Raw genomic sequence first — 19,924 nt, forward strand, 5'->3', positions numbered from 1 at the left:
TCGCAGGGCCGCGCGGGCGGCACGCTCGTGGCATGACGAAGCCGTGGCCGGGGGGCGCCGGCGTCCTGGTCCACCTGCTCCTGTGGGTGCTCATGCCGTCGGGCCCGGCGCGCGGCGCTGAGCCCCCTGTGGGACGGGCATCGTTCCGTGACCGGCCCAGATCGGTCAGGATGAGCCGTCCCCGCCCCAGACCTGCAACGGAGCACCCGTCGTGACCGTCCCTTCCGGGCACCAGCCGGCCCCCATGGTGGTGCCGCAGTTCTTCGTCAGGCAGCGGGTGACCGTCATGGTCAACCGCTACGAGATCCTGGCGGCCAACCCCGACGGCAGCGAGGGCGGGCTCATCGCCCTCGCCGAGCAGAAGCGGCTGAAGCTGCGGGAGGAGGTCGTGTTCTTCGCCGATGGGTCCCGGAACCGGCGGGTGTTCTCCTTCAGGGCCCGGCAGCGGCTCGACGTCGGCGCCGAGCACGACGTCTTCGACGAGTACGGGCAGCCGCTCGGCTACTTCCGGAAGGCGTTCGGCGCCAGCCTGCTGCGCTCCACCTGGTACGTCTCCGCGCCCGGCGTCGAGGCGGTGGGCCAGGAGCGCAACCCGTTCATCGCGGTGCTGCGCCGGGTGTGGAACTTCATCCCGTTCCTGAACAACATCCCGGTGCCGTTCCTCTTCCACTTCGACTTCACCGACAGCCGGACCGGTGCGCTGGTGATGAGCAGCGAGAAGCGGATCGCGCTGCGGGACCACTACACCGTGACCGTCCCCGACCCGCGCCTGGACTTCCGGGTGGCGGCGGCGATGGCCGTGGCCCTGGACGCGCTGCAGAGCCGCTGACGGGCCCGGAAGCGGGGGAAGCCCTCGGGGCCGGACGGCGTTGCGCTGGGCAACCGACGTGAAAGGCCCGCACATGAGCATCAAGCTGTCCGTCCTCGACCTGGCCCCGATCCCGCGCGGGGAGACGCCCAGCAGCGCCATCGCCGCCAGCGTCGCCCTCGCCCAGCGCGCGGAGGAGCACGGCTACGAGCGGGTCTGGTACGCCGAGCACCACAACATGCCGACGATCGCGTCGTCGGCCACCAGCGTGCTCATCGCTCACGTGGGCGCGCAGACCCGCACGATCCGGCTCGGGGCGGGCGGCGTCATGCTGCCCAACCACTCGCCGCTCACCATCGCCGAGCAGTTCGGCACCCTCGACGCGATGTACCCCGGGCGCATCGACCTCGGTCTCGGGCGCGCTCCGGGCAGCGACCAGAACACGATGTACGCCCTGCGCCGCGACCCGCGCTCGGCCGACACGTTCCCGCAGGACGTCCTGGAGCTGCAGGCCTACCTGGCCGGCGAAACCCGCGTGCCCGGCGTCGACGCCATCCCCGGCAAGGGCTCCCGCGTGCCGCTCTACGTCCTCGGTTCCTCGATGTTCGGCGCCACGCTGGCCGCGGCCCTGGGTCTGCCCTACGCGTTCGCCTCGCACTTCGCACCGGCGATGCTCGAGCCCGCCGTCGCCGCCTACCGGCAGGAGTTCAAGCCCTCGGAGCAGCTCGCGGAGCCCTATGTCATCGCCGGGGTGAACGTGGTCGCGGCCGACAGCACCGCCGCCGCCCAGGAGCAGCTGCAGGCGGTGCGCCGCAACCTCGCGATCGGCCTGTTCGGCCGCGGGCAGGACCTCACCGACGAGCAGGCCGACCAGCTGCTCGCTCAGGGTGCCGGGCACCACGTGAGCACGATGCTCACGCACACCGCCGTGGGCACGCCGGCCGAGGTGCGCGAGCACCTGGACGCCTTCACGAAGGTCGCCGACGCCGACGAGCTGATCATCGCCCACCAGTCGGGCACCCTCGACGGCCGGCTCCGATCGGTCGAGCTCCTGGCCCAGGCGATGGAGTCGGTCACCGCGTGACCGGCCGGTGTTTCGCCCCCGGGGGAGACGCGGGTAGGCCGCGACCGTGACGTACTCGATCGTGGCCCGTGACCCCGAAACCGGGGAGATGGGCGTCGCCACCCAGTCGCAGGCCTTCGCGGTCGGCAACAGCGTCCCCTTCGCCCTGCCCGGGCACGGGGTCATCGCCACCCAGTCCATGGCCGAGCCCATGTACGGAGCGGTCGGGCTGGACCTCCTCCGCGGCGGGTTCACCGCCCAGGAGGTGCTGACGGCGCTCAGCAGCGTCGACCCCCAGCCCGAGCGCCGGCAGGTCGCCGTGCTGGGCCTGGCCGGCGACTTCGCCGTCTACACCGGCACCAGCTGCGTCGACGCCGCCGGGCACCTGCTGGGCGACACCTGCGTGGCGCTGGCCAACATGGCCAGCTCCACGGCGGTGTGGGAGGCGATGGTCGAGCGGTTCGAGGTCTCTGCCGGTCCGCTCGCGCAGCGGCTGCTGAGTGCGCTGCTGGCGGGGGAGGAGGCCGGTGGCGACTTCCGGGGACGCCGGTCGGCGGCGATCATGGTCGTCCGCGCCACCACGACCGGTCGCCCGTGGCACGACATGGTGGTCGACCTGCGGGTCGACGACTCCCCGGACCCGCTGGGTGCCCTGGCCGACCTCACCGTCACCCGGGCCCGCTACCAGGACGTCGTCCGCGCGTTCCAGCAGGCGATCGACGGCGACCCGGTCACCGCCGACCGCGAGCTGGAGCTGCTCCGGCCCATGGACCCGGTCTCCGAGCCCGACCAGCTCATGTGGCGGGCGGTCGTGGCGGCCCTGGCCGGCCGCGAGGACGACGCCCGCGCGATGCTCGTCGACCTCGCCGCGTCCGCGCCCCAGTTCATCGAGGCGGCCAGCCGCTTCGGCAAGGCCGGGCTGATGCCCGCTGACGTCGTGGAGCGGATCATGCCGCCGGTGCCCGCCACCTGACCCTGCAGTCGACGAGCCGCGGATCGCGCTCGCCTGTGCACGAAAGCCCCCTCCGGCGTCCGGAGAGGGGCTTTCGTGCCCAGCCGCACCACGTGGGTGCGGCGAGGTCAGCTCTTCGGCCGTGCGCCGGCGCGCAATGCGCCGAGCAGGTCGTGGTTGAGCCGGGAGATCGTCTCCATCGAGATGCCCTTGGGGCAGGCGGCGGAGCACTCGCCGATGTTCGTGCAGCCGCCGAAGCCCTCGCGGTCCTGCTGCGCCACCATGTTGACCACGCGGTCGTTGCGCTCGGGCTGGCCCTGGGGGAGCAGCCCCAGGTGCGTCACCTTCGCCGCGGTGAACAGCATCGAGGAGGCGTTCGGGCAGGCTGCCACACAGGCGCCGCAGCCGATGCAGGTCGCGGCGTCGAACGCCGCGTCCGAGTCGGCCTTGGGCACCGGGGTCGCGTGCGCCTCCGGTGCGGTCCCGGTCGGCACGCTGATGTAGCCGCCGGACTGGATGATCCGGTCGAGCGCCCGCCGGTCGACCGCGAGGTCCTTGATGATCGGGAACGCGGTGGCCCGCCACGGCTCGATGTCGATCGTGTCGCCGTCGGCGAAGGACCGCATGTGCAGCTGGCAGGTGGTGGTCTGCTGCGGGCCGTGCGCCTGGCCGTTGATCATGACGCCACACATGCCGCAGATGCCCTCGCGGCAGTCGTGGTCGAAGGCGACCGGGTCGTCGCCCTGCATGATCAGCTGCTCGTTGAGCACGTCGAGCATCTCGAGGAACGACATGTCGGGGGAGATGTCGGTGATCTTGTAGGTCACCATCTTGCCCTTGACCGTCGGCCCCTGCTGGCGCCAGATGCGCAGGGTCAGGTTCATCCCGCGCTTCTCGGCCCCGGGGTTGCCGACGCTGGACCGCATGGGGGCGTCGTGCCGTGTGGCTGTCACTTGTAGCTCCGCTGGGCGAGGTGGACGTACTCGTACTCGAGGTCTTCCCGGTGCAGCACCGGGGGCTGGCCCTCCGGCGTCCACTCCCAGGCGGCGACGTAGGCGAAGTTCTCGTCGTCGCGCAGCGCCTCGCCCTCGGGGGTCTGGCTCTCCGCGCGGAAGTGGCCACCGCAGCTCTCGCGGCGGTGCAGGGCGTCGATGCACATCAGCTCGGCGAGCTCGATGAAGTCGGCGACCCGGCCGGCGTGCTCCAGCGTCTGGTTGAACGAGTGCCAGTCGCCGGTCACCTTCAGGTTGGTCCAGAACTCCTGGCGGATCTCCTGGATCCGGTCGATGGCCTTGCGCAGGCCCTCGTCCGTGCGCTCCATGCCGCAGAGGTCCCACATCAGCTGGCCGACCTCGCGGTGGAAGGACGCCGGGGTGCGGTTGCCGTTGATGCTGAGCAGCTTCTGCACCTGCTCCTGCACACCCGTGAGCGCCTCGACCGCGGCCGGGTGGCTCTCGTCGACCTTCTCGAACGGGCCGTCGGCGAGATAGCTGCTGATCGTCGACGGGAGCACGAAGTAGCCGTCGGCCAGGCCCTGCATGAGCGCGCTGGCGCCGAGCCGGTTGGCGCCGTGGTCGGAGAAGTTGGCCTCACCGATCACGAACATGCCGGGGATCGTCGACTGCAGGTCGTAGTCGACCCACAGGCCGCCCATCGTGTAGTGCACGGCCGGGTAGATCCGCATCGGGACCGCATAGGGGTCCTCGCCGGTGATCTGGGCGTACATGTCGAAGAGGTTCCCGTACTTCGCCTCGACCGCCGGGCGACCCAGCCGCTCGATCGCCTCGGCGAAGTCCAGGTAGACGCCCAGGCCGCCGGGGCCGACGCCGCGGCCCTCGTCGCAGACGTTCTTGGCCTGGCGCGAGGCGATGTCGCGGGGCACCAGGTTGCCGAACGAGGGGTAGAGGCGCTCGAGGTAGTAGTCGCGGTCGGACTCGGGGATCTCCCGGGGGTCGCGGTCGTCGCCGCGCTCCTTGGGCACCCACACGCGGCCGTCGTTGCGCAGCGACTCCGACATCAGGGTCAGCTTCGACTGGTAGTCGCCCTTGACCGGGATGCAGGTCGGGTGGATCTGCGTGTAGCAGGGGTTGGCGAAGTACGCGCCCCGCTTGTGCGCCCGCCAGATCGCCGTGGTGTTGGAGCCCTTGGCGTTCGTGGAGAGGTAGAAGACGTTGCCGTAGCCACCGCTGGCGATGACGACCGCGTCGGCGAAGTGGGTGCTGATCTCTCCGGTGACCAGGTCGCGGGCGACGATGCCGCGGGCGCGGCCGTCGACGACGATCAGGTCGAGCATCTCGGTGCGCGCGTTCTGCTCGACGGTGCCGGCCGCGATCTGCCGCTCCAGCGCCTGGTAGGCGCCGTAGAGCAGCTGCTGGCCCGTCTGGCCGCGGGCGTAGAAGGTGCGCGAGACCTGCGTGCCACCGAAGGAGCGGTTGTCGAGCAGGCCGCCGTACTCGCGGGCGAAGGGCACGCCCTGCGCCACGCACTGGTCGATGATGTTGACGCTGACCTCGGCGAGGCGGTGCACGTTGTTCTCGCGCGAGCGGAAGTCGCCGCCCTTGACCGTGTCGTAGAACAGCCGGTGCACGCTGTCGCCGTCGTTGCGGTAGTTCTTGGCGGCGTTGATCCCGCCCTGCGCGGCGACGCTGTGCGCGCGGCGCGGGCTGTCCTGGTACCAGAACGACTTCACCTTGTAGCCGGCCTCGCCGAGCGTGGCGGCGGCGGAGCCGCCGGCCAGGCCGGTGCCGACGACGATGATCGTCAGCTTGCGGCGGTTGGCCGGGTTCACCAGGCGGCCGCGGAACTTGCGCTCGCTCCAGCGCTCGCCGATCGGGACGTCGGTCGGGGCCTTGGTGTCGGCGATCGGCTCGCCGACGTTGAACAGCTCGAGAGGCATCTGGGGGAGCTCCTTAGTCGATGAGCCCGAAGAGGACGGAGAAGGGCACCAGCAGGAAGCCGATGGTGAGGAGGGTCGCGAACGCCACGGCGAAGAGGCTGACGGTCTTCTCGCGGCGGCGGTTGCTCTGCCCCAGGGTCTGCGTGGCGCTCCAGATGCCGTGCCGCAGGTGCATGCCCAGGAGGATCACCGAGATGGCGTAGAAGATCGTGACGAAGGGGTTCTGGAAGCTGGCGACCAGCCGGTCGTACGGCGTGCTGTCGAAGCCCTCGGCGTTCACCGCCCCGAGGGTGAGGTCGAGGATGTGGTAGATGATGAAGGCCCCGATGATCACGCCGCCCCAGCGCATCGTCCGCGAGGCGTAGCTCTGGGCGGTGGCCTTCTTCGTGACGTAGCCCTGGGGGCGGGCGTGCTTGGCCTGGCGCCACAGCGAGACGGCGGCCCAGAAGTGCGCCACCACGGCGACCAGCAGCACGATCCGGATGATCCAGAGCGTCGTCTGCCCCGGCAGCGCCGGGTTGCCGACCGTCCGGATCCAGCCCGAGTACGAGTTGAACGCCTCGGCGCCGGAGAAGGCCTTCAAGTTCCCGATCACGTGCGCGATCAGGTACAGCACCATGATGATGCCGCTGACGGCCATCACGGCCTTCTTGAAGACCGAGCTCGTCTTCGCCACCTTGGGGGTCCTGCGCTGCGCGTGCGTCACCGTCACCACAAGGCCCCACGCTAGGACTACACGGGGCTTGCCACCAAGCCAACACGAGGTGACACACCTCATGTAAGGGGACCCTCACCACACGTGAGGAGGGGTGCACCGGGCATCGGTGCACGTCGCGGGTGGGAACGCTGGTGGCCGGCCCGCCCGTGCGGGATCGTGTGCCGGTGCCCACCCCCACCCGTGGATTCCTCGGCCGCCGTCGCGAGCGCGACCCGCGGCTGCCCCCCGGCCAGTACGACGTCGGCGGTGACTGGCCGGTGCTGACCGCCGAGCCCACCCCGCGCATCGCCCCGGAGACCTGGAGCATCACCGTCGACGGGCTGGTGGAGCAGCCCACGACCTGGTCGTGGGACGAGGCGCACCGGCTGCCACCCTCTGAGTACCGCGGCGACATCCACTGCGTCACGACATGGTCGAAGCTCGACACCCGGTTCTCCGGCGTCAGCGTCGACACCTTGCTCGAGGCGGCCCGGCCGACCGCCGAGGCGCACTTCGTCATGGCGACGTCGAGGACCGGCTACACGGCCAACCTGCCGCTGGCCGACGTCACCGGCGGCAAGGCGTGGCTGGTCTGGGACTTCGACGGCCGCCCGCTGACCCCGGAGCACGGCGGGCCCGTGCGGCTGCTGGTTCCGCACCTGTACTTCTGGAAGAGCGCCAAGTGGGTCAGCAGGCTGACCCTGCTCACCCGGGACCAGCCCGGCTTCTGGGAGCAGAACGGCTACCACGACCGCGGGGACCCGTGGCGCCAGCAGCGGTACCAGGGTGACTGAGGCCCTGGGTGCCGACGTCGTCGGAGCGGCGCCCAGCGGCGGGTGGCGGAGCGCCGTCGTCGCGGGCGTCCGCCGTCCGGTGCCCCGCTCGGTCCAGCTGCGGCTCGACGTGGAGGACCGGGTGGACCACCTGCCCGGTCAGCACTACGTGGTGCGGCTGACCGCGCCCGACGGGTACACCGCGCAGCGCTCGTACTCGATTGCGTCGGCCCCCGGCGATCCGCTGCTGGAGCTGTTCGTGGAGCGGCTGGACGACGGCGAGGTCTCCACGCACCTGGCCGACGTCGTCGAGCCCGGTGACGTGCTCGAGGTCCGCGGTCCGATCGGCGGCTGGTTCGTCTGGGACGGCGAGAGCCCGGCGCTGCTGCTCGCCGGCGGCAGCGGGGTCGTGCCGTTCGTCTCGATGCTGCGCACCGCGCGGGCACTGCGGCGCACCGACCTGCTGCGGATCGCCGTCTCGGTGCGGACCCTGGAGCAGCTGCCGTACGCCGACGAGCTGCTGCAGGCCGGGGCGCTGGTCGTGACGACGAGGGAGGCGCGCGGCATCCGGCCGGCCGGCCGGCTCACCGGGGCCGACCTGGTGCCGCTGTGGGAGCCGGGCCAGACGGTGTACGTCTGCGGCTCGGGCGGGTTCGCGGAGTCGGCCACCGGGCTGCTGGTGGAGCTGGGCGTGCCCCCGTCGGTCATCCGGGTGGAGCGTTTCGGCCCCAGCGGGGCGCCGGTCTGATCGGGTGGTCCACTGGGCCGGGTCAGCCCGGCCGGGTGCCCGCCGCCTCGGCGAGGTTCGGCCAGACCTCGCCCGCCGCGGCGTGGCGCGCGCTGCCTCGGCCAGCGCGGCGGAGGCGAGCACGTCGGCCGACTGCGGCCGCGGACCGGGCGGGGGCGCGGGGCGACGACCTGCGGCGCGGTCCGTACGCCGGACCCATGACGCGCGTCGCGGTCGCTCCGGTCGGCCGCGATCTCGCCGCCCCGGGTGTGTGGCCGGCGTGCCCTCGGGTAGGCCGCCGGAACGGACGTACCGCCCGTTCCCCGGTCCCGGTGTCCGACGATCGGAGGAGCACCGTGGAGGACCAGGAGCAGGACCAGAAGCGTGCCGAGCTGGGGGACACGGACGTCCCCGCCGAGGACGAGATCGCCGAGGCGTTCGAGAAGATCGTCAGCGAGGGCGCCCAGCGGCTGCACCGCCGGTGGCGGGAGGTGCTGGCGACCGGCCTGGCCGGCGGGCTCGAGGTGGCCGTCGGTGTGCTGGCGCTGCTGGCGGTCCTCGCCGCGACCGGCAGCGAGCTGCTCGCCGGCCTCGGGTTCAGCATCGGCTTCATCGCGCTCATGCTCGGCCGCAGCGAGCTGTTCACCGAAGGTTTCCTGGTCCCGGTGACCGCAGTGTTCGCCGGTCGTGCCGGGACCGCGCAGCTGGCGAAGCTCTGGGCCGGGACGCTGGTCGCGAACCTGGTCGGCGGCTGGCTGGTCATGTGGCTGGTCGTGCTGGGGTTCCCCGACCTGACGGACGTCGCCGTCGAGTCCGCACGGCACTTCGTCGAAGCTCCGCTGGACCTCCAGTCGGCCTCCTTGGCCTTCCTCGGCGGCAGCGTCATCACGCTGATGACGCGCATGCAGCACGGCGCGCACTCGGAGGGCGGCAAGATCGTCGCCTCCGTCATCGGCGGCTTCCTCCTCGCCGGCCTGATGCTGTTCCACTCGATCCTCGACTCGCTGCTGATCTTCGGCGCCCTGCACGCCGGCGCCCCGTTCGGCTACGGGGACTGGCTGGCCTGGTTCTGGTACACCGTGCTGCTCAACATGGCCGGAGGACTGTTCGTGATCACGCTCATCCGCCTGGTGCGGAGCAAGGAGCTGCTCGAGCGGGAGCGCGCGGCGGTCGCCGCAGGTCGGTAGGGGCGCGCCTCCACCCGCGGCCTGGCCGGCGTCACCATCCTGGCGGCGGGTTCCTGACGCGCCGCGACGTCTACCCCCGCGCCGCCCGGCGGATCGTCGAGACGTACCGCGCGGTGCCCAGGCGCTGGAGCGCCAGGCTCAGCGGGCCGGCGATCCGGGCGGCCGGTGAGGCCAGCCGGAAGAACACCCGGATCCGGTAGACGACGTCGCCCTCCGGCGTCAGCCGCACGGTGAACCGCTCCTCGCCGCTCTCCGGATGACCGGGCAGGGTGCCGTAGGCGAAGCCGCGCTCGTCGACCTCGGTGCCGGCCCAGACGACCCGGCAGGGGAGGTCGTAGCCGAACCGGGGAAGCCCGGCGGTGAGGACGACGACGGTGCCCGGCGCGCCGGCCGGGCCGTCGGCGCGCACCCGGAAGCCGGCGCCGCGCTGGGCGCGCCAGTCGAGGACGGCGGCGGTGGCCCGCTCGAACGCCGCCGGCCCGGTACCCACGACCGCGGCGTGCTCGGCGGAGTGGTAACCGGCCGGCAGCACGGGGCTCCCGGTCGCGCCCACCTCGGCGTAGGTCAGCGGTGCACCGCGGAAGTCGGCCGGATCGGTCGCGCGCAGGAGGCCCACGCGACCAGTGTGGCCCGCTCCGCGCGGGTAGGTTGACCGCACTGTGCTGCCCGCCGTCACCGCCACCCGCTACGTCACCCCGCTGCGCGAGGGTGGTTCGCTGCCTGGGCTCATGGAGGCCGACGACCTCGGCACGTACGTGGTGAAGTGGCGCGCGGCCGGGCAGGGCGTCAAGGTGCTCGTCGCCGAGGTCGTCTGTGCCGAGCTGGCCCGGGCGCTCGGGCTGCCGGTGCCCGCTCTGGTCACCGTCGACGTCGCCGCCGAGCTGGCGGTGGGCGAGCCCGACCACGAGGTCCAGGAGCTGCTGCAGCGTTCGGCCGGGCGCAACCTGGGGCTGGACTACCTCCCCGGCGCCCTCGACTTCGAGGCCGGTGCCGACGGCGTCGACCCGGAGCTGGCCGGCCGGGTGCTGTGGTTCGACGCGCTGATCGGCAACGTCGACCGGTCGTGGCGCAACCCGAACATGCTGTTCTGGCACGGCCGGCTGCAGCTGATCGACCACGGTGCCGCGCTGACGTTCCACCACCACTGGCCCGGCGCCGAGGCCGCCGTCACCCGGCCCTACGACGCCTCGTCGCACGCCCTGGTCGAGTGCGCGCCCGACGTACCGGCGGCCGACGCGGCGCTGGCCCACCGGGTCACCCGGCCGCTGCTCGAAGCGGTGCTGGCCCAGGTGCCCGACGAGTGGCTGGCCGACGACGGCGAGCAGCCGGTGCACGCCGTCCGCGCCCGGTACGCGGGGCAGCTGCTGGCCCGGCTGGCCGCCCGCGACGCGTGGCTGCCCGGGCTGGTGTCGGCCGCGGCGGCCGGAGGAGCGGGCCGCCGGCGTGCTCCCGTCGGTGCCAACCGGCCCGGGTGGCTGGGTCCGCCGCCGCCCGAGGGGATGAGCCAGCGATGAGCGCGCCGACGGCGAGGGACACCTTCGAGTACGCGGTGCTGCGGGTCGTGCCGCGCGTGGAGCGGGGCGAGTCGCTCAACGCCGGCGTGCTCGTCTACTGCAGGCAGCGCGACTACCTGGGCTCCCGGCTGTACCTCGACGTCGAACGGTTGCGGGCCCTGGACCCGACCGCCGACCCGGTGGCGATCGGCCGGGCTCTGCAGGCGGCCGCCGACGTCTGCTCGGCCGACCCGGGCGCTGGCGCCGCCGGACGGGAGGCGCTCGGCTCCCGGTTCCGGTGGCTCACCGCGCCGCGCAGCACCGTCATCCAGCCGGGGCCGGTGCACACCGGGCTCACGACGGACCCCGACGCCGAGGCCGACCGCCTCCTGTCGCTGCTGGTGCTGCCCGTCGCCGGTTGACCGCCACCGGTCGCCTGCGATTGACCGTCGGATCACCGGGCCGTGGCGGCGGCCGGTTTGGCTGCGAGGGCCCCCACCTCTTCGCGACCAGAGGGACCGATGACCGACATCCGCAAGCCGCGCGCCCGCGCTCCTGCCGCTGCTGACCACCGTCCGGCACGGCAGTCGCAGCCACACGACCTGCTTCTACAAGTGCGGGAACGCCTGCGACAGCGCCATCCCCAACCCGACAACCCCACCTTCGCCGACGTCGTCCAGAGCTCGTTCAGCCGGCGCAGCACGCTCAAGGCGGTCGGCGTCAGCGCCCTCGTCGTCGCCGCCGGACCGGTCCTCCCGGCCGCGGCCCACGGCCCCTCCAGGCGCGACGGCGACGGGAGCGGCGGGGGCCCGACCTTCGAGCCGGTCGAGCAGAACTTCCTCGACGAGCTCGTGGTCCCCGCCGGCTACGCCTACAGCGTGGTCATGCGGTGGGGGGGACCCGGTCGAGGACGGGGCGCCGCCGTTCGACGTGGACGCGCAGACGCCGGACGCGCAGGCGAAGCAGTTCGGGTACAACTGCGACTTCATCGGCTGGCTGCCGCTGGGCGAGCGCAAGGCGCTCCTGGTCGTCAACCACGAGTACACCGACGAGCAGCTGATGTTCGCCGGTGTCGCCGACGAAGAAGGCGCCGGGGACATCCCCGACGAGCAGAAGCGCATCGCCGTGATGGTGCACGGCATCTCGGTGGTGCAGGTCCACCGTGTCGGCCGGACGGGTGAGTGGCGAGCGACGCCCGAGCGCGACCGCAACCGCCGGATCACCACCGAGACGACGTTCCACCTGACCGGGCCGGCCGCCGGCTCCGAGTACCTGCGGACCAGCGCGCACCCCGAGGGCCGGACCGTCCTGGGCACGCTGAACAACTGTGCCGGCGGGGTCACCCCGTGGGGGACGACGCTGCACGGCGAGGAGAACTTCAACCAGTACTTCGGGACGACGGCGCCGATCAGCGACGCCACCCAGCTCGCGGCGCTGCGGCGTTACGGCGTCGGCCCGGAGGACGTCCCCACCCGCCGGTGGCACACCGTCGACCCGCGGTTCGACCTGAGCAAGGAGCCCAACGAGGTCAACCGCTTCGGCTGGGTCGTCGAGGTCGACCCCTACGACCCCACCTCCACGCCGAGGAAGCACACCGCCCTGGGTCGCTTCAAGCACGAGGGCGCCGACGTCCAGATCGCCACGGACGGCCGGGTGGTCGCCTACTCCGGCGACGACGAGCGCTTCGACTACATCTACAAGTTCGTGTCGGGGAAGAAGTACCGGGAGGGTCACGACAGGGCGACGCGGCAGCACAACATGACCCTGCTGGAGGACGGCGACCTCTACGTGGCCCGATTCACCGGCGACTCCCGGCCGCGGAGATCGACGGGAGCGGTCGCCTGCCCTCGGACGGCGAGTTCGACGGCACCGGCCAGTGGATCCCGCTGGTCGAGTACGGCCAGTCGATGATCCCCGGCAAGGACGTCGCCTGGGTCCTGACCTTCACCCGCCAGGCCGCCGACCGGCTCGGCAAGCTGGTCGACGAGAACGGCGACTTCCCCGACCCCGCGAACGTCCAGGTCATCGACCCGGCGAAGCTGCCGACCATGATGGACCGGCCGGAGGACATCCAGGTCAACCCGGTCAACGGGCGGGTGTACGCCGCCCTGACCAACAACTCGAACCGCACCGGGCAGAACGGCCGGCCGGGTGCGGACGAGGCGGACCCGCTCACCCGCTCCTGGGCGCGGCACGAACGACGGCCTCTTCGCCGTCCCGACGGCCGGCCCGGAGCGGGGCCACCTCAAGGGCGTTCCTGACCGTTCCCTTCGGAGCGGAGTACAGCGGTCCGATGATCCCGGCCGACGGCCGGTCGGTGTTCGTGTCGGCGCAGCATCCGGGCGAGACCACGGGCTCGACGCGCGACCACCCGTCGAGCACGTGGCCCGACCGGCTGCCCCAGCGGCCGTTCCCGAGGCCCAGCGTCGCGGTGGCTACCGCACCGACGGTGGGCGCGTCGGCAGTTGAGGAAGGAGCGCGAGCCCCGCACCGGTCCGGTGCGGGGCTCGCGCCGTCCCTAGGGGAGGAGGGCGTCGATCCGGCGGGCGAGCTCCAGGTCCAGCTCGCTGACGCCGCCGGCCGAGTGGCTGACCAGCGTCAGGTGCAGCGTCCGGAAGCGCAGGTCGACGTCGGGGTGGTGGTCCATCTCCTCCGCCACGTCGGCGATGGCTCCGATCGCGGCCACGGCGTCGCGGAAGCCGGGCAGCTCGATGGTGCGGTGGATCCCCTCGCCGTCCCCCGACCACCGGGGCAGACCGTGGAGGGCAGCGGCGAGGTCGTCGGGGGAGAGGCGGGGTGGGCGGGGCATGCGTCCATGGTGCCGTGCTGGAGCGGCCTCGTCCCGAGGCTCACCCTGAGCGTGCGAAGGGTGAGGAGGACGGGGTCCTCCTTCAGGTGTGCAGGCCGCACTCGACCTTGTTCTTGCCCGCCCAGCGGCCGGCGCGCGGGTCCTCGCCCGGCGCGACCGGGCGGGTGCAGGGCGCGCAGCCGATCGAGCCGTACCCGACCTCGAGCAGGGGGTTCACCGGGATCTGGTGCTCGGCGATGTACCCGTCGACGAGGTCCTGGGTCCAGGCCGCGATGGGGTTGACCTTGACCATGCCGCGCTTCGCGTCCCAATCGACCAACTTGGTGTGCTCACGCGTCGCGGACTCGTCGCGGCGCACACCGGATCCCCACGCGTCGAAGCCCGCGAGGGCCTCGGCCAGCGGTGTCACCTTGCGCAGCGAGCAGCACAGGTCCGGGTCGCGCTCGTGGAGCCGGGGGCCGAAGTCGCGGTCCTGCTCGGCGACGGTCCGCGGCGGGGTGACGTTGAGCAGCGTGATCGGGAGGACGGAGCTGATCCAGTCGCGGGTGCCGATGGTCTCGGCGAAGTGGTAGCCGGTGTCGAGGAAGATCACGTTGACGCCGGGGATCGCGCGGCCGGCGAGGTGGGCCAGCAGCCCGTCGGCCATCGAGGACGTGACGGCGAACCGGTCACCGAACTGCTCCCCGGCCCAGGTTAGGACCGCAAGGGCCTGCTCGACCGGGTCGGTGATCCCGGCGAAGCGGGCATCGGCGTCAGCTGCGAGCTCCGGAGTCGGCGAGATGGCCGTGGTCATTGCTGCACCCCCGTGGCGAGAAGTCGGACGGTGAACGCACGGAGGCAGGCGCCGCAACGCCAGCCGCCGGCCGACTCCCCGTCGTAGGGGGTCAGCTCCTCGTCCCCGCAGTACGGGCAGTGGAACACCGGCAGCTGCCGGGTCCTTCCCGTGTCCGGCTCCTCGGTCACAGCAACCAGTCCTCGTCCGCGCGGGAGACGTAGTGGGCGAAGGACTCGCCCGGCGTCCGGCGATCGAGGAAGCCCCGCAGGACGCGCTCGCAGTAGTCGGCGGTCTCGGCCTTGGTCACCTTGTGGCCGCGGAACTTGCGGCCGAAGGTGGCCTCCACCCCGAGGTGACCGCCCAGGTGGACCTGGAAGCCCTCGACCATCTCGCCGGCGTCGTCGCGCACCATCGAGCCCTTGAACCCGATGTCGGCGGTCTGGAACCGCGCGCAGCTGTTCGGGCAGCCGTTGACGTTGATGCCGATCGGCGTGTCGAAGTCCGGCAGCCGGCGCTCGAGCTCGGCGTAGAGCTCCTGCGCGTGGTGCTTGGTCTCGACGATCGCCAGCTTGCAGAACTCCAGGCCGGTGCAGGCCATGGTGCCGCGGCGGAAGGCGCTCGGCCGCACCTGCAGGTCGTGCTCGGCGAGCGCCTCGACCAGCGCCTCCACCTTCTCGTCGGGCACGTCGAGGATGACCAGCTTCTGCTGCGTCGTCGTCCGGATGCGGCCCTGTCCGTGCTCGTCGGCCAGGTTCGCGATCGTGGTGAGCAGCGTGCCGGTGATCCGGCCGGTGCGCAGGGCGAACCCGACGGCGTTGCGGCCGTCCTTCTGCCGGCTCACGCCGACGTGGTCGCGCTGGTCGTGCTTCGCGGGGGCGGGGGCGGGGCCGTCGGGCAAAGCCTCGTGCAGGTACTCGTCCTGCAGCACCTGGCGGAACTTCTCCGGGCCCCAGTCGGCGATCAGGAACTTGATCCGGGCGCGGTTGCGCTGCCGTCGGTAGCCGTAGTCGCGGAAGACCGACGTGCAGGCGGCCCAGACGTCGGTGACCTGGTCGGGCCGGACGAAGACGCCGATCCGCTGGGCGAACATCGGGTTGGTGGACAGCCCGCCGCCGACCCACAGGTCGTAGCCGGCCTCGCCCGCCTCGTTGACGACGCCGACGAACGAGACGTCGTCGATCTCCGGCTCGGTGCAGTGGTCGACGCAGCCGGACATCGACGTCTTCCACTTGCGGGGCAGGTTGCTGAACTCGGGGCTGCCCAGGTACTTCTCGACGGTCGCGGCGATCACGTCGGTGGCGTCGAGCACCTCGTCCTCGAGGATGCCGGCCAGCGGGCAGCCGAGCATGACCCGCGGGACGTCCCCGCAGGCCTCCATCGTGCTCAGCCCGACCGACTCCAGCCGGCGCCAGATCTCGGGCACGTCCTCGATGCGGATCCAGTGGTACTGCACGTTCTGCCGGTCGGTGACGTCGGCGACGTCCCGGCCGAACTCGGTGCTGATGCCGCCGAGGACCCGCAGGGCGTCGCTGGTCAGCTGCCCGCCGTCGATGCGGGCGCGCATCATGAAGTAGGAGTCCTCGAGCTCCTCGGGCTCCAGCACGGCGGTCTTGCCGCCGGGGATGCCCTGGGCGCGCTGGGTGTAGAGACCCATCCAGCGCATGCGGCCCCGGAGGTCTCCGGGGTCGATGCCCTCGAAGCCGGTCTTCGAGTAGATGTCGAGGATCCGCTGACGCACCTCGAGGCCGTCGGAGTCCTTCTTCATCCGCTCGTTGGGGTTGAGCGGCTCGCGGTAGCCCAGCGCCCACTGACCCTGACCGCGCTGCGGCCGGTTGCTGGTGCGGGTGGGGGTGCTCACGTGGCGTACTTCTTCCTGCGCTCGCCGTCCGCCCGGCAGGCTGGCCGGGGGATGCGGGGCGCTGCTGGTTCGGGACGCAGCGGGGGCAGCTGCGCGGGGGACCTGGGTCAGCGCGCGGCGCGACAGGCGGCGCTGGAGACGAGCGCCAGATCGATGTGCAGGCGCGCGACGAGCAGGCTGCCGCGGTCCGTCATGCCCCGATACTCCCATATCCCGACCGATCCGGTGTGTGAACCATCCGACGGTGCGGTCGGGGAGCCCGTCAGTCCCGCGACGGAGCGCTGAACGACCGCCAGGCGTCGTCGATGGCGACGAGCTCGGCCGCGTGCGGAGGGAGCTCCCCGGCGACGACGTCGGCCACGGTGACGCCCTCGAGCACCTGCCGGTAGGCCTCGCGGGCGGCGACCCACACGCCGGCCAGCCCGGCGGCCGACCCGGGGTAGACGACGTCCTCGGGGCGCTGGCCGTGCACCTCGGCCAGGAAGCCCTGCTCCACCCGCATGACGCGGGCGATGGAGATCTCCGAGGCCGGCAGCGCCAGCCGGTAGCCGCCGTCCCGGCCGCGCTGGCTGGTGACCAGCCGGGCGTGCTGGAGGTCGGCGAGGATCGCCTGCAGGAAGCGGTTGGGGATGTTCTGGGCGGCGGCGATGCGGTCGCAGGTCAGTGCCTCGGGCGCGGCCGCGGCGAGCTCCACGACGGCTCGGACGGCGTAGTCGACCCGGGCGTTGATGCGCACGGAGCCCATAGTGCCGTCATCTGGGAGAGTGCCCGGGTGTTCCGGCTGCGTTTCACCACGATGGTGGAGGCGCCGCTGACCGTGGCGTTCGACGTCGCCCGCGCCCTCGGCCGTCCCTGGCCGGTGCCGCTGGAGGAGGTCGTGTCCGTGCGGCCGGAGCGGGACGTCTACGTGGCGGGGCCGGGCTCCGGGCTGCGGTGGCTCACCCACTCCCGTCGGTTCTCGGCCACGGGCGCCGGCACGCGGGTCGACGAGCAGGTCGACTGGGAGACCGGGCTGCCCGGTGCGCTCGGGTCCGCCGTCGACCAGGTGGTGCTCCGCCGCCGGATCGTGCGGGCGATGCAGTCGCACCTCGACGCCTACGCCGCCGCGGCGGCCCTGCGGGCGCGCGACGTGGTGCAGGTGGTGGGGGCCGCCCTCGTCGACGGCGACCGCGTGCTGGTGGCGCAGCGCTCCGGCGGCCGCTTCGACGGCTGCTGGGAGTTCCCGGGCGGGAAGGTCGAGCCGGGGGAGTCGGAGCTGGCCGCGCTCGTGCGCGAGTGCGAAGAGGAGCTCGGGGTCGCCGTGGCCCCGCAGGCGTTCCTCGGCGAGGTGCCACTGGACGGCGTCGTTGCCGGCGGTGCGCCCGGGGCCTCGACGATGCGGGTGTGGTGGGCGCGGATCTCCGACGGCCGGCCGCTGGCCCGCGAGCACGCCCAGCTGCGGTGGGTGGCCGCCGCCGAGCTGGAGGCGCTCGACTGGATCCCCGCCGACCGCCCCCTCCTCCCCGCCGTCCGGGCCCTCCTCGCCCGCCTCTGACACCGCCCCCTCGCCGCACCGCGGGCGCCGGTGTCCTCCACGCGTGCGGGGGACGGGGAGGAGCAGGCGCTCCTACTTCTTGAAGACGTCCTTGACCTTCTCGCCGGCCTGCTTGAGGTTGCCCGACGCCTGGTCCGCCTGGCCCTCGGCCTGCAGGTCCCGGTCGCCCGTCGCCTCGCCCACGGACTCCTTGCCCTTGCCCGAAAGCTCCTCGGCCTTGTTCCGCATCTTGTCCATGCCGCTCATCGCGCCGTCCTTCCGCCGCTCGCCGGTCGTGTGCGGGGCGGGTTACCCGCGCCGGCGGGCGCCGACACGACCGCCGCTGAGCTGCTGAAACCCCTCCGGCGAACCCTCGGTGACGGCCGGACGACCGCCCGCCCGACCGGTAGCACGGCGTGGAAGTTGCGGGGAATGCGCGGATCGTGAGCCCAGGTCACAACTCGATGACGGCCGTGGACACCCTCTTCCGGGCGTGCCTAGGGTCCACCCGTCACAGCTCGGGACGTCATCCCCGGTTGTGTTCGGTTCGTGACCAGTCAGTCGTCCATTCGCCCGCGGGGCCGTGGCTCGACCTGTCCGTTCCCCCCGCCTGAGCGGGACGAGGGAGGCATTGCACGTGAAGTTGAGCAAGCGCAGAGGTGCGCTCGTCGCGGGTGGCGTCGCCGCCGCGATGGTGCTGACCGCATGTGGCGGTAGCGACGACAACGGGGGCGGTGGGGGCACCGCCGCCGAGGGTGGCTCCTTCAGCCTGGCGATCAACAACCCCGAGAACCCCCTCGTCCCGGGCAACACGACCGAGACCGAGGGCTCCCAGGTCGTGAAGGCTCTGTGGACCGGTCTCATCCAGTACGGCGAGGACGGCGAGGTCGAGTACACCGGCATCGCGGAGTCGATCGAGTCGGACGACAACACGACCTGGACCATCACGCTCAAGGACGGCTGGACCTTCCACGACGGCACCCCGGTGACCGCCTCGTCCTTCGTGGACGCGTGGAACTACACCGCCTACAGCCCGAACGCCCAGGGCGCCTCGTACTTCTTCTCGAACATCGTGGGCTACGACGAGCTGCAGGCCGAGACCGACGACGAGGGCAACGTCGTCGCCGACCCGGCCGCCACCGAGATGACAGGCCTCCAGGTGGTCGACGACCAGACCTTCACGGTCACGCTGAACGGTCCGTTCGCCCAGTTCCCGGTGACCGTCGGCTACAACGCCTTCTTCCCGATGGCTGAGTCCTTCTTCGAGGACCCCGAGGCTGCCGCGCTCGACACCCCGGTCGGCACCGGCCCGTTCCAGGCCGAGGGCCCCTTCGAGGAGGGGGTGGGCATCACGCTGTCCAAGTACGAGGACTACGCCGGCGAGGACGAGGCCCAGGCCGAGACCGTGGACGTGCGCGTCTACTCGGAGATCTCCACCTCCTACACCGACGTCCAGGGCGGCAACCTCGACGTGGTCAAGGACATCCCGGCGGACGCGATCACCACGGCGCCGTCGGAGTTCGGTGACCGGTTCATCCAGCGCCCGTCGTCGTCGTTCACCTACCTCGGCATGCCCACCTACGTCGAGCGGTACTCGGACCCGCGGGTCCGGCAGGCCATCTCCATGGCGATCGACCGCGAGGCGATCACCGAGGCGATCTTCAACGGCACGTTCACCCCGGCCACCGACGCGATCGCCCCGGTCGTCGACGGTTACCGGGAGGGGGCGTGCGAGTACTGCGAGCTCGACGTCGAGCGGGCCAACCAGTTGCTGGACGAGGCCGGCTTCGACCGTAGCCAGCCCATCGAGCTGTGGTTCAACGCGGGCGCCAGCCACGACGCCTGGGTCGAGGCCGTGGGCAACCAGCTCCGCGAGAACCTCGGCGTCGAGTACTCCCTGCAGGGGAACCTCGAGTTCGCCCAGTACCTGCCGCTCGCTGACGACCAGGGCTTCACCGGGCCGTTCCGGCTGGGCTGGGCCATGGACTACCCGAGCCCGCAGAACTACCTGGAGCCGCTGTACTCCACGGCTGCGTTGCCGCCGAACGGCTCGAACACGGCCTTCTACTCGAACCCCGAGTTCGACGAACTGGTCGCCCAGGGCAACCGGGCTGAGAGCAACGAGCAGGCCATCGACTTCTACCAGCAGGCCGATGACGTCCTTCTCGAGGACATGCCCATCCTGCCGATGTTCTTCGGGGTCGAGCAGATCGTCCACTCGGAGAACGTGTCCAACGTGGTGATCGACGTCTTCGGCCAGATCGACGTCGCCGGGGTCACCGTCAACGGCTGACGCCGCACGGAGCACCCGCACCACCGCACCATCCTCGCCGCCGGGGCGCTGCCCGACAGGGCAGCCCCCGGCGGCTTCCG

General features: G+C 72.1%; 22 protein-coding genes. 12 read left to right on the forward strand and 10 right to left on the reverse strand.

Features of this window, described 5'->3' with window-relative positions:
• Positions 1-211 precede the first annotated feature (211 nt).
• From ABC795_RS03580 to ABC795_RS03590, 3 genes are all read left to right on the forward strand, one after another.
• Positions 212-829, forward strand: a complete 618-nt coding sequence (locus tag ABC795_RS03580) for a hypothetical protein (RefSeq protein ID WP_347059528.1) — start codon at positions 212-214, stop codon at positions 827-829.
• A 73-nt stretch (positions 830-902) separates the two neighbouring features.
• Entirely contained in the window at positions 903-1,892 is a 990-nt protein-coding gene (locus ABC795_RS03585) for an LLM class flavin-dependent oxidoreductase (protein ID WP_347059529.1), read from the forward strand.
• A 46-nt stretch (positions 1,893-1,938) separates the two neighbouring features.
• Positions 1,939-2,844, forward strand: a complete 906-nt coding sequence (locus tag ABC795_RS03590; RefSeq protein WP_347059530.1) for a DUF1028 domain-containing protein — start codon at positions 1,939-1,941, stop codon at positions 2,842-2,844.
• Positions 2,845-2,951: 107 nt separating this feature from the next.
• Here ABC795_RS03590 and ABC795_RS03595 read toward each other — a convergent pair whose 3' ends face one another.
• From ABC795_RS03595 to ABC795_RS03605, 3 genes are read right to left on the reverse strand one after another with little or no spacing between them, the layout of a single operon-like run.
• The gene (locus ABC795_RS03595) at positions 2,952-3,776 is read right to left on the reverse strand and encodes a succinate dehydrogenase/fumarate reductase iron-sulfur subunit (RefSeq protein WP_347059531.1); all 825 of its coding nucleotides are present in this window, start codon (positions 3,774-3,776) and stop codon (positions 2,952-2,954) included.
• Complete coding sequence (locus tag ABC795_RS03600) at positions 3,773-5,719, reverse strand: fumarate reductase/succinate dehydrogenase flavoprotein subunit (RefSeq protein ID WP_347059532.1); 1,947 nt, start codon at positions 5,717-5,719, stop codon at positions 3,773-3,775. The genes ABC795_RS03595 and ABC795_RS03600 overlap by 4 nt, the downstream gene beginning before the upstream one ends.
• A 13-nt stretch (positions 5,720-5,732) precedes the next feature.
• Positions 5,733-6,395, reverse strand: coding sequence for a succinate dehydrogenase cytochrome b subunit (locus ABC795_RS03605; protein ID WP_347059533.1), 663 nt, complete (start codon positions 6,393-6,395; stop codon positions 5,733-5,735).
• 206 nt (positions 6,396-6,601) lie between these two features.
• Between ABC795_RS03605 and ABC795_RS03610 the strand changes: the two genes are divergently transcribed.
• From ABC795_RS03610 to ABC795_RS03620, 3 genes are all read left to right on the forward strand, one after another.
• The gene (locus ABC795_RS03610; RefSeq protein ID WP_347059534.1) at positions 6,602-7,210 is read left to right on the forward strand and encodes a sulfite oxidase-like oxidoreductase; all 609 of its coding nucleotides are present in this window, start codon (positions 6,602-6,604) and stop codon (positions 7,208-7,210) included.
• Positions 7,203-7,937 carry an FAD-binding oxidoreductase gene (locus tag ABC795_RS03615; protein ID WP_347059535.1) on the forward strand — a complete coding sequence of 245 codons (735 nt, stop codon included), beginning with the start codon at positions 7,203-7,205 and terminating at the stop codon, positions 7,935-7,937. Before ABC795_RS03610 ends, ABC795_RS03615 begins: the two co-directional genes overlap by 8 nt.
• Positions 7,938-8,272: 335 nt before the next feature.
• Positions 8,273-9,103, forward strand: coding sequence for a formate/nitrite transporter family protein (locus tag ABC795_RS03620; RefSeq protein WP_347059537.1), 831 nt, complete (start codon positions 8,273-8,275; stop codon positions 9,101-9,103).
• A gap of 70 nt (positions 9,104-9,173) precedes the next feature.
• On the opposite strand, the gene ABC795_RS03625 is transcribed toward ABC795_RS03620, so the two are convergent.
• Positions 9,174-9,719, reverse strand: coding sequence for a DUF1990 domain-containing protein (locus ABC795_RS03625; protein ID WP_347059538.1), 546 nt, complete (start codon positions 9,717-9,719; stop codon positions 9,174-9,176).
• A 43-nt stretch (positions 9,720-9,762) separates the two neighbouring features.
• Here ABC795_RS03625 and ABC795_RS03630 point away from each other — a divergent pair, with 43 nt between their 5' ends.
• The 4 genes from ABC795_RS03630 to ABC795_RS03645 all read left to right on the forward strand — a co-directional run bounded on the left by ABC795_RS03630 (position 9,763) and on the right by ABC795_RS03645 (position 12,857).
• Positions 9,763-10,617, forward strand: coding sequence for a HipA family kinase (locus ABC795_RS03630; protein WP_347059539.1), 855 nt, complete (start codon positions 9,763-9,765; stop codon positions 10,615-10,617).
• A complete protein-coding gene (locus ABC795_RS03635; protein WP_347059541.1) occupies positions 10,614-11,018 on the forward strand; it encodes a DUF3037 domain-containing protein in 405 nt (134 codons plus the stop codon). The genes ABC795_RS03630 and ABC795_RS03635 overlap by 4 nt, the downstream gene beginning before the upstream one ends.
• Before the next feature lie 217 nt (positions 11,019-11,235).
• Complete coding sequence (locus ABC795_RS03640; RefSeq protein ID WP_347060677.1) at positions 11,236-12,507, forward strand: alkaline phosphatase PhoX; 1,272 nt, start codon at positions 11,236-11,238, stop codon at positions 12,505-12,507.
• Entirely contained in the window at positions 12,438-12,857 is a 420-nt protein-coding gene (locus ABC795_RS03645; RefSeq protein ID WP_347060678.1) for an alkaline phosphatase PhoX, read from the forward strand. Before ABC795_RS03640 ends, ABC795_RS03645 begins: the two co-directional genes overlap by 70 nt.
• A gap of 257 nt (positions 12,858-13,114) precedes the next feature.
• Here ABC795_RS03645 and ABC795_RS03650 read toward each other — a convergent pair whose 3' ends face one another.
• From ABC795_RS03650 to ABC795_RS03670, 5 genes are all read right to left on the reverse strand, one after another.
• Positions 13,115-13,405, reverse strand: coding sequence for a 4a-hydroxytetrahydrobiopterin dehydratase (locus ABC795_RS03650; protein ID WP_347059542.1), 291 nt, complete (start codon positions 13,403-13,405; stop codon positions 13,115-13,117).
• A gap of 82 nt (positions 13,406-13,487) precedes the next feature.
• The gene (locus tag ABC795_RS03655) at positions 13,488-14,198 is read right to left on the reverse strand and encodes a phosphoadenylyl-sulfate reductase (RefSeq protein WP_347059544.1); all 711 of its coding nucleotides are present in this window, start codon (positions 14,196-14,198) and stop codon (positions 13,488-13,490) included.
• Complete coding sequence (locus ABC795_RS03660; RefSeq protein ID WP_347059545.1) at positions 14,195-14,368, reverse strand: hypothetical protein; 174 nt, start codon at positions 14,366-14,368, stop codon at positions 14,195-14,197. Before ABC795_RS03660 ends, ABC795_RS03655 begins: the two co-directional genes overlap by 4 nt.
• On the reverse strand, positions 14,365-16,038 hold the full coding sequence (locus ABC795_RS03665) for a nitrite/sulfite reductase (RefSeq protein ID WP_347059546.1): 1,674 nt from the start codon (positions 16,036-16,038) through the stop codon (positions 14,365-14,367). Before ABC795_RS03665 ends, ABC795_RS03660 begins: the two co-directional genes overlap by 4 nt.
• A 262-nt stretch (positions 16,039-16,300) precedes the next feature.
• Complete coding sequence (locus ABC795_RS03670; RefSeq protein WP_347059548.1) at positions 16,301-16,783, reverse strand: Rrf2 family transcriptional regulator; 483 nt, start codon at positions 16,781-16,783, stop codon at positions 16,301-16,303.
• Positions 16,784-16,810: 27 nt separating this feature from the next.
• Between ABC795_RS03670 and ABC795_RS03675 the strand changes: the two genes are divergently transcribed.
• Complete coding sequence (locus tag ABC795_RS03675) at positions 16,811-17,572, forward strand: (deoxy)nucleoside triphosphate pyrophosphohydrolase (protein ID WP_347059549.1); 762 nt, start codon at positions 16,811-16,813, stop codon at positions 17,570-17,572.
• Positions 17,573-17,644: 72 nt separating this feature from the next.
• Here the strand turns inward: ABC795_RS03675 and ABC795_RS03680 are convergent, their stop codons facing one another.
• Positions 17,645-17,818 (reverse strand): CsbD family protein, encoded by a 174-nt coding sequence (locus tag ABC795_RS03680; protein ID WP_347059550.1) that lies wholly within the window; start codon positions 17,816-17,818, stop codon positions 17,645-17,647.
• A 370-nt stretch (positions 17,819-18,188) separates the two neighbouring features.
• On the opposite strand from ABC795_RS03680, the gene ABC795_RS03685 reads away from it, so the two are divergent.
• Positions 18,189-19,844, forward strand: coding sequence for an ABC transporter substrate-binding protein (locus ABC795_RS03685; RefSeq protein WP_347059551.1), 1,656 nt, complete (start codon positions 18,189-18,191; stop codon positions 19,842-19,844).
• The last annotated feature ends 80 nt before the right edge of the window (positions 19,845-19,924 follow it).

The organism is Blastococcus sp. HT6-30 (assembly GCF_039729015.1).
Lineage (GTDB): Bacteria > Actinomycetota > Actinomycetes > Mycobacteriales > Geodermatophilaceae > Blastococcus.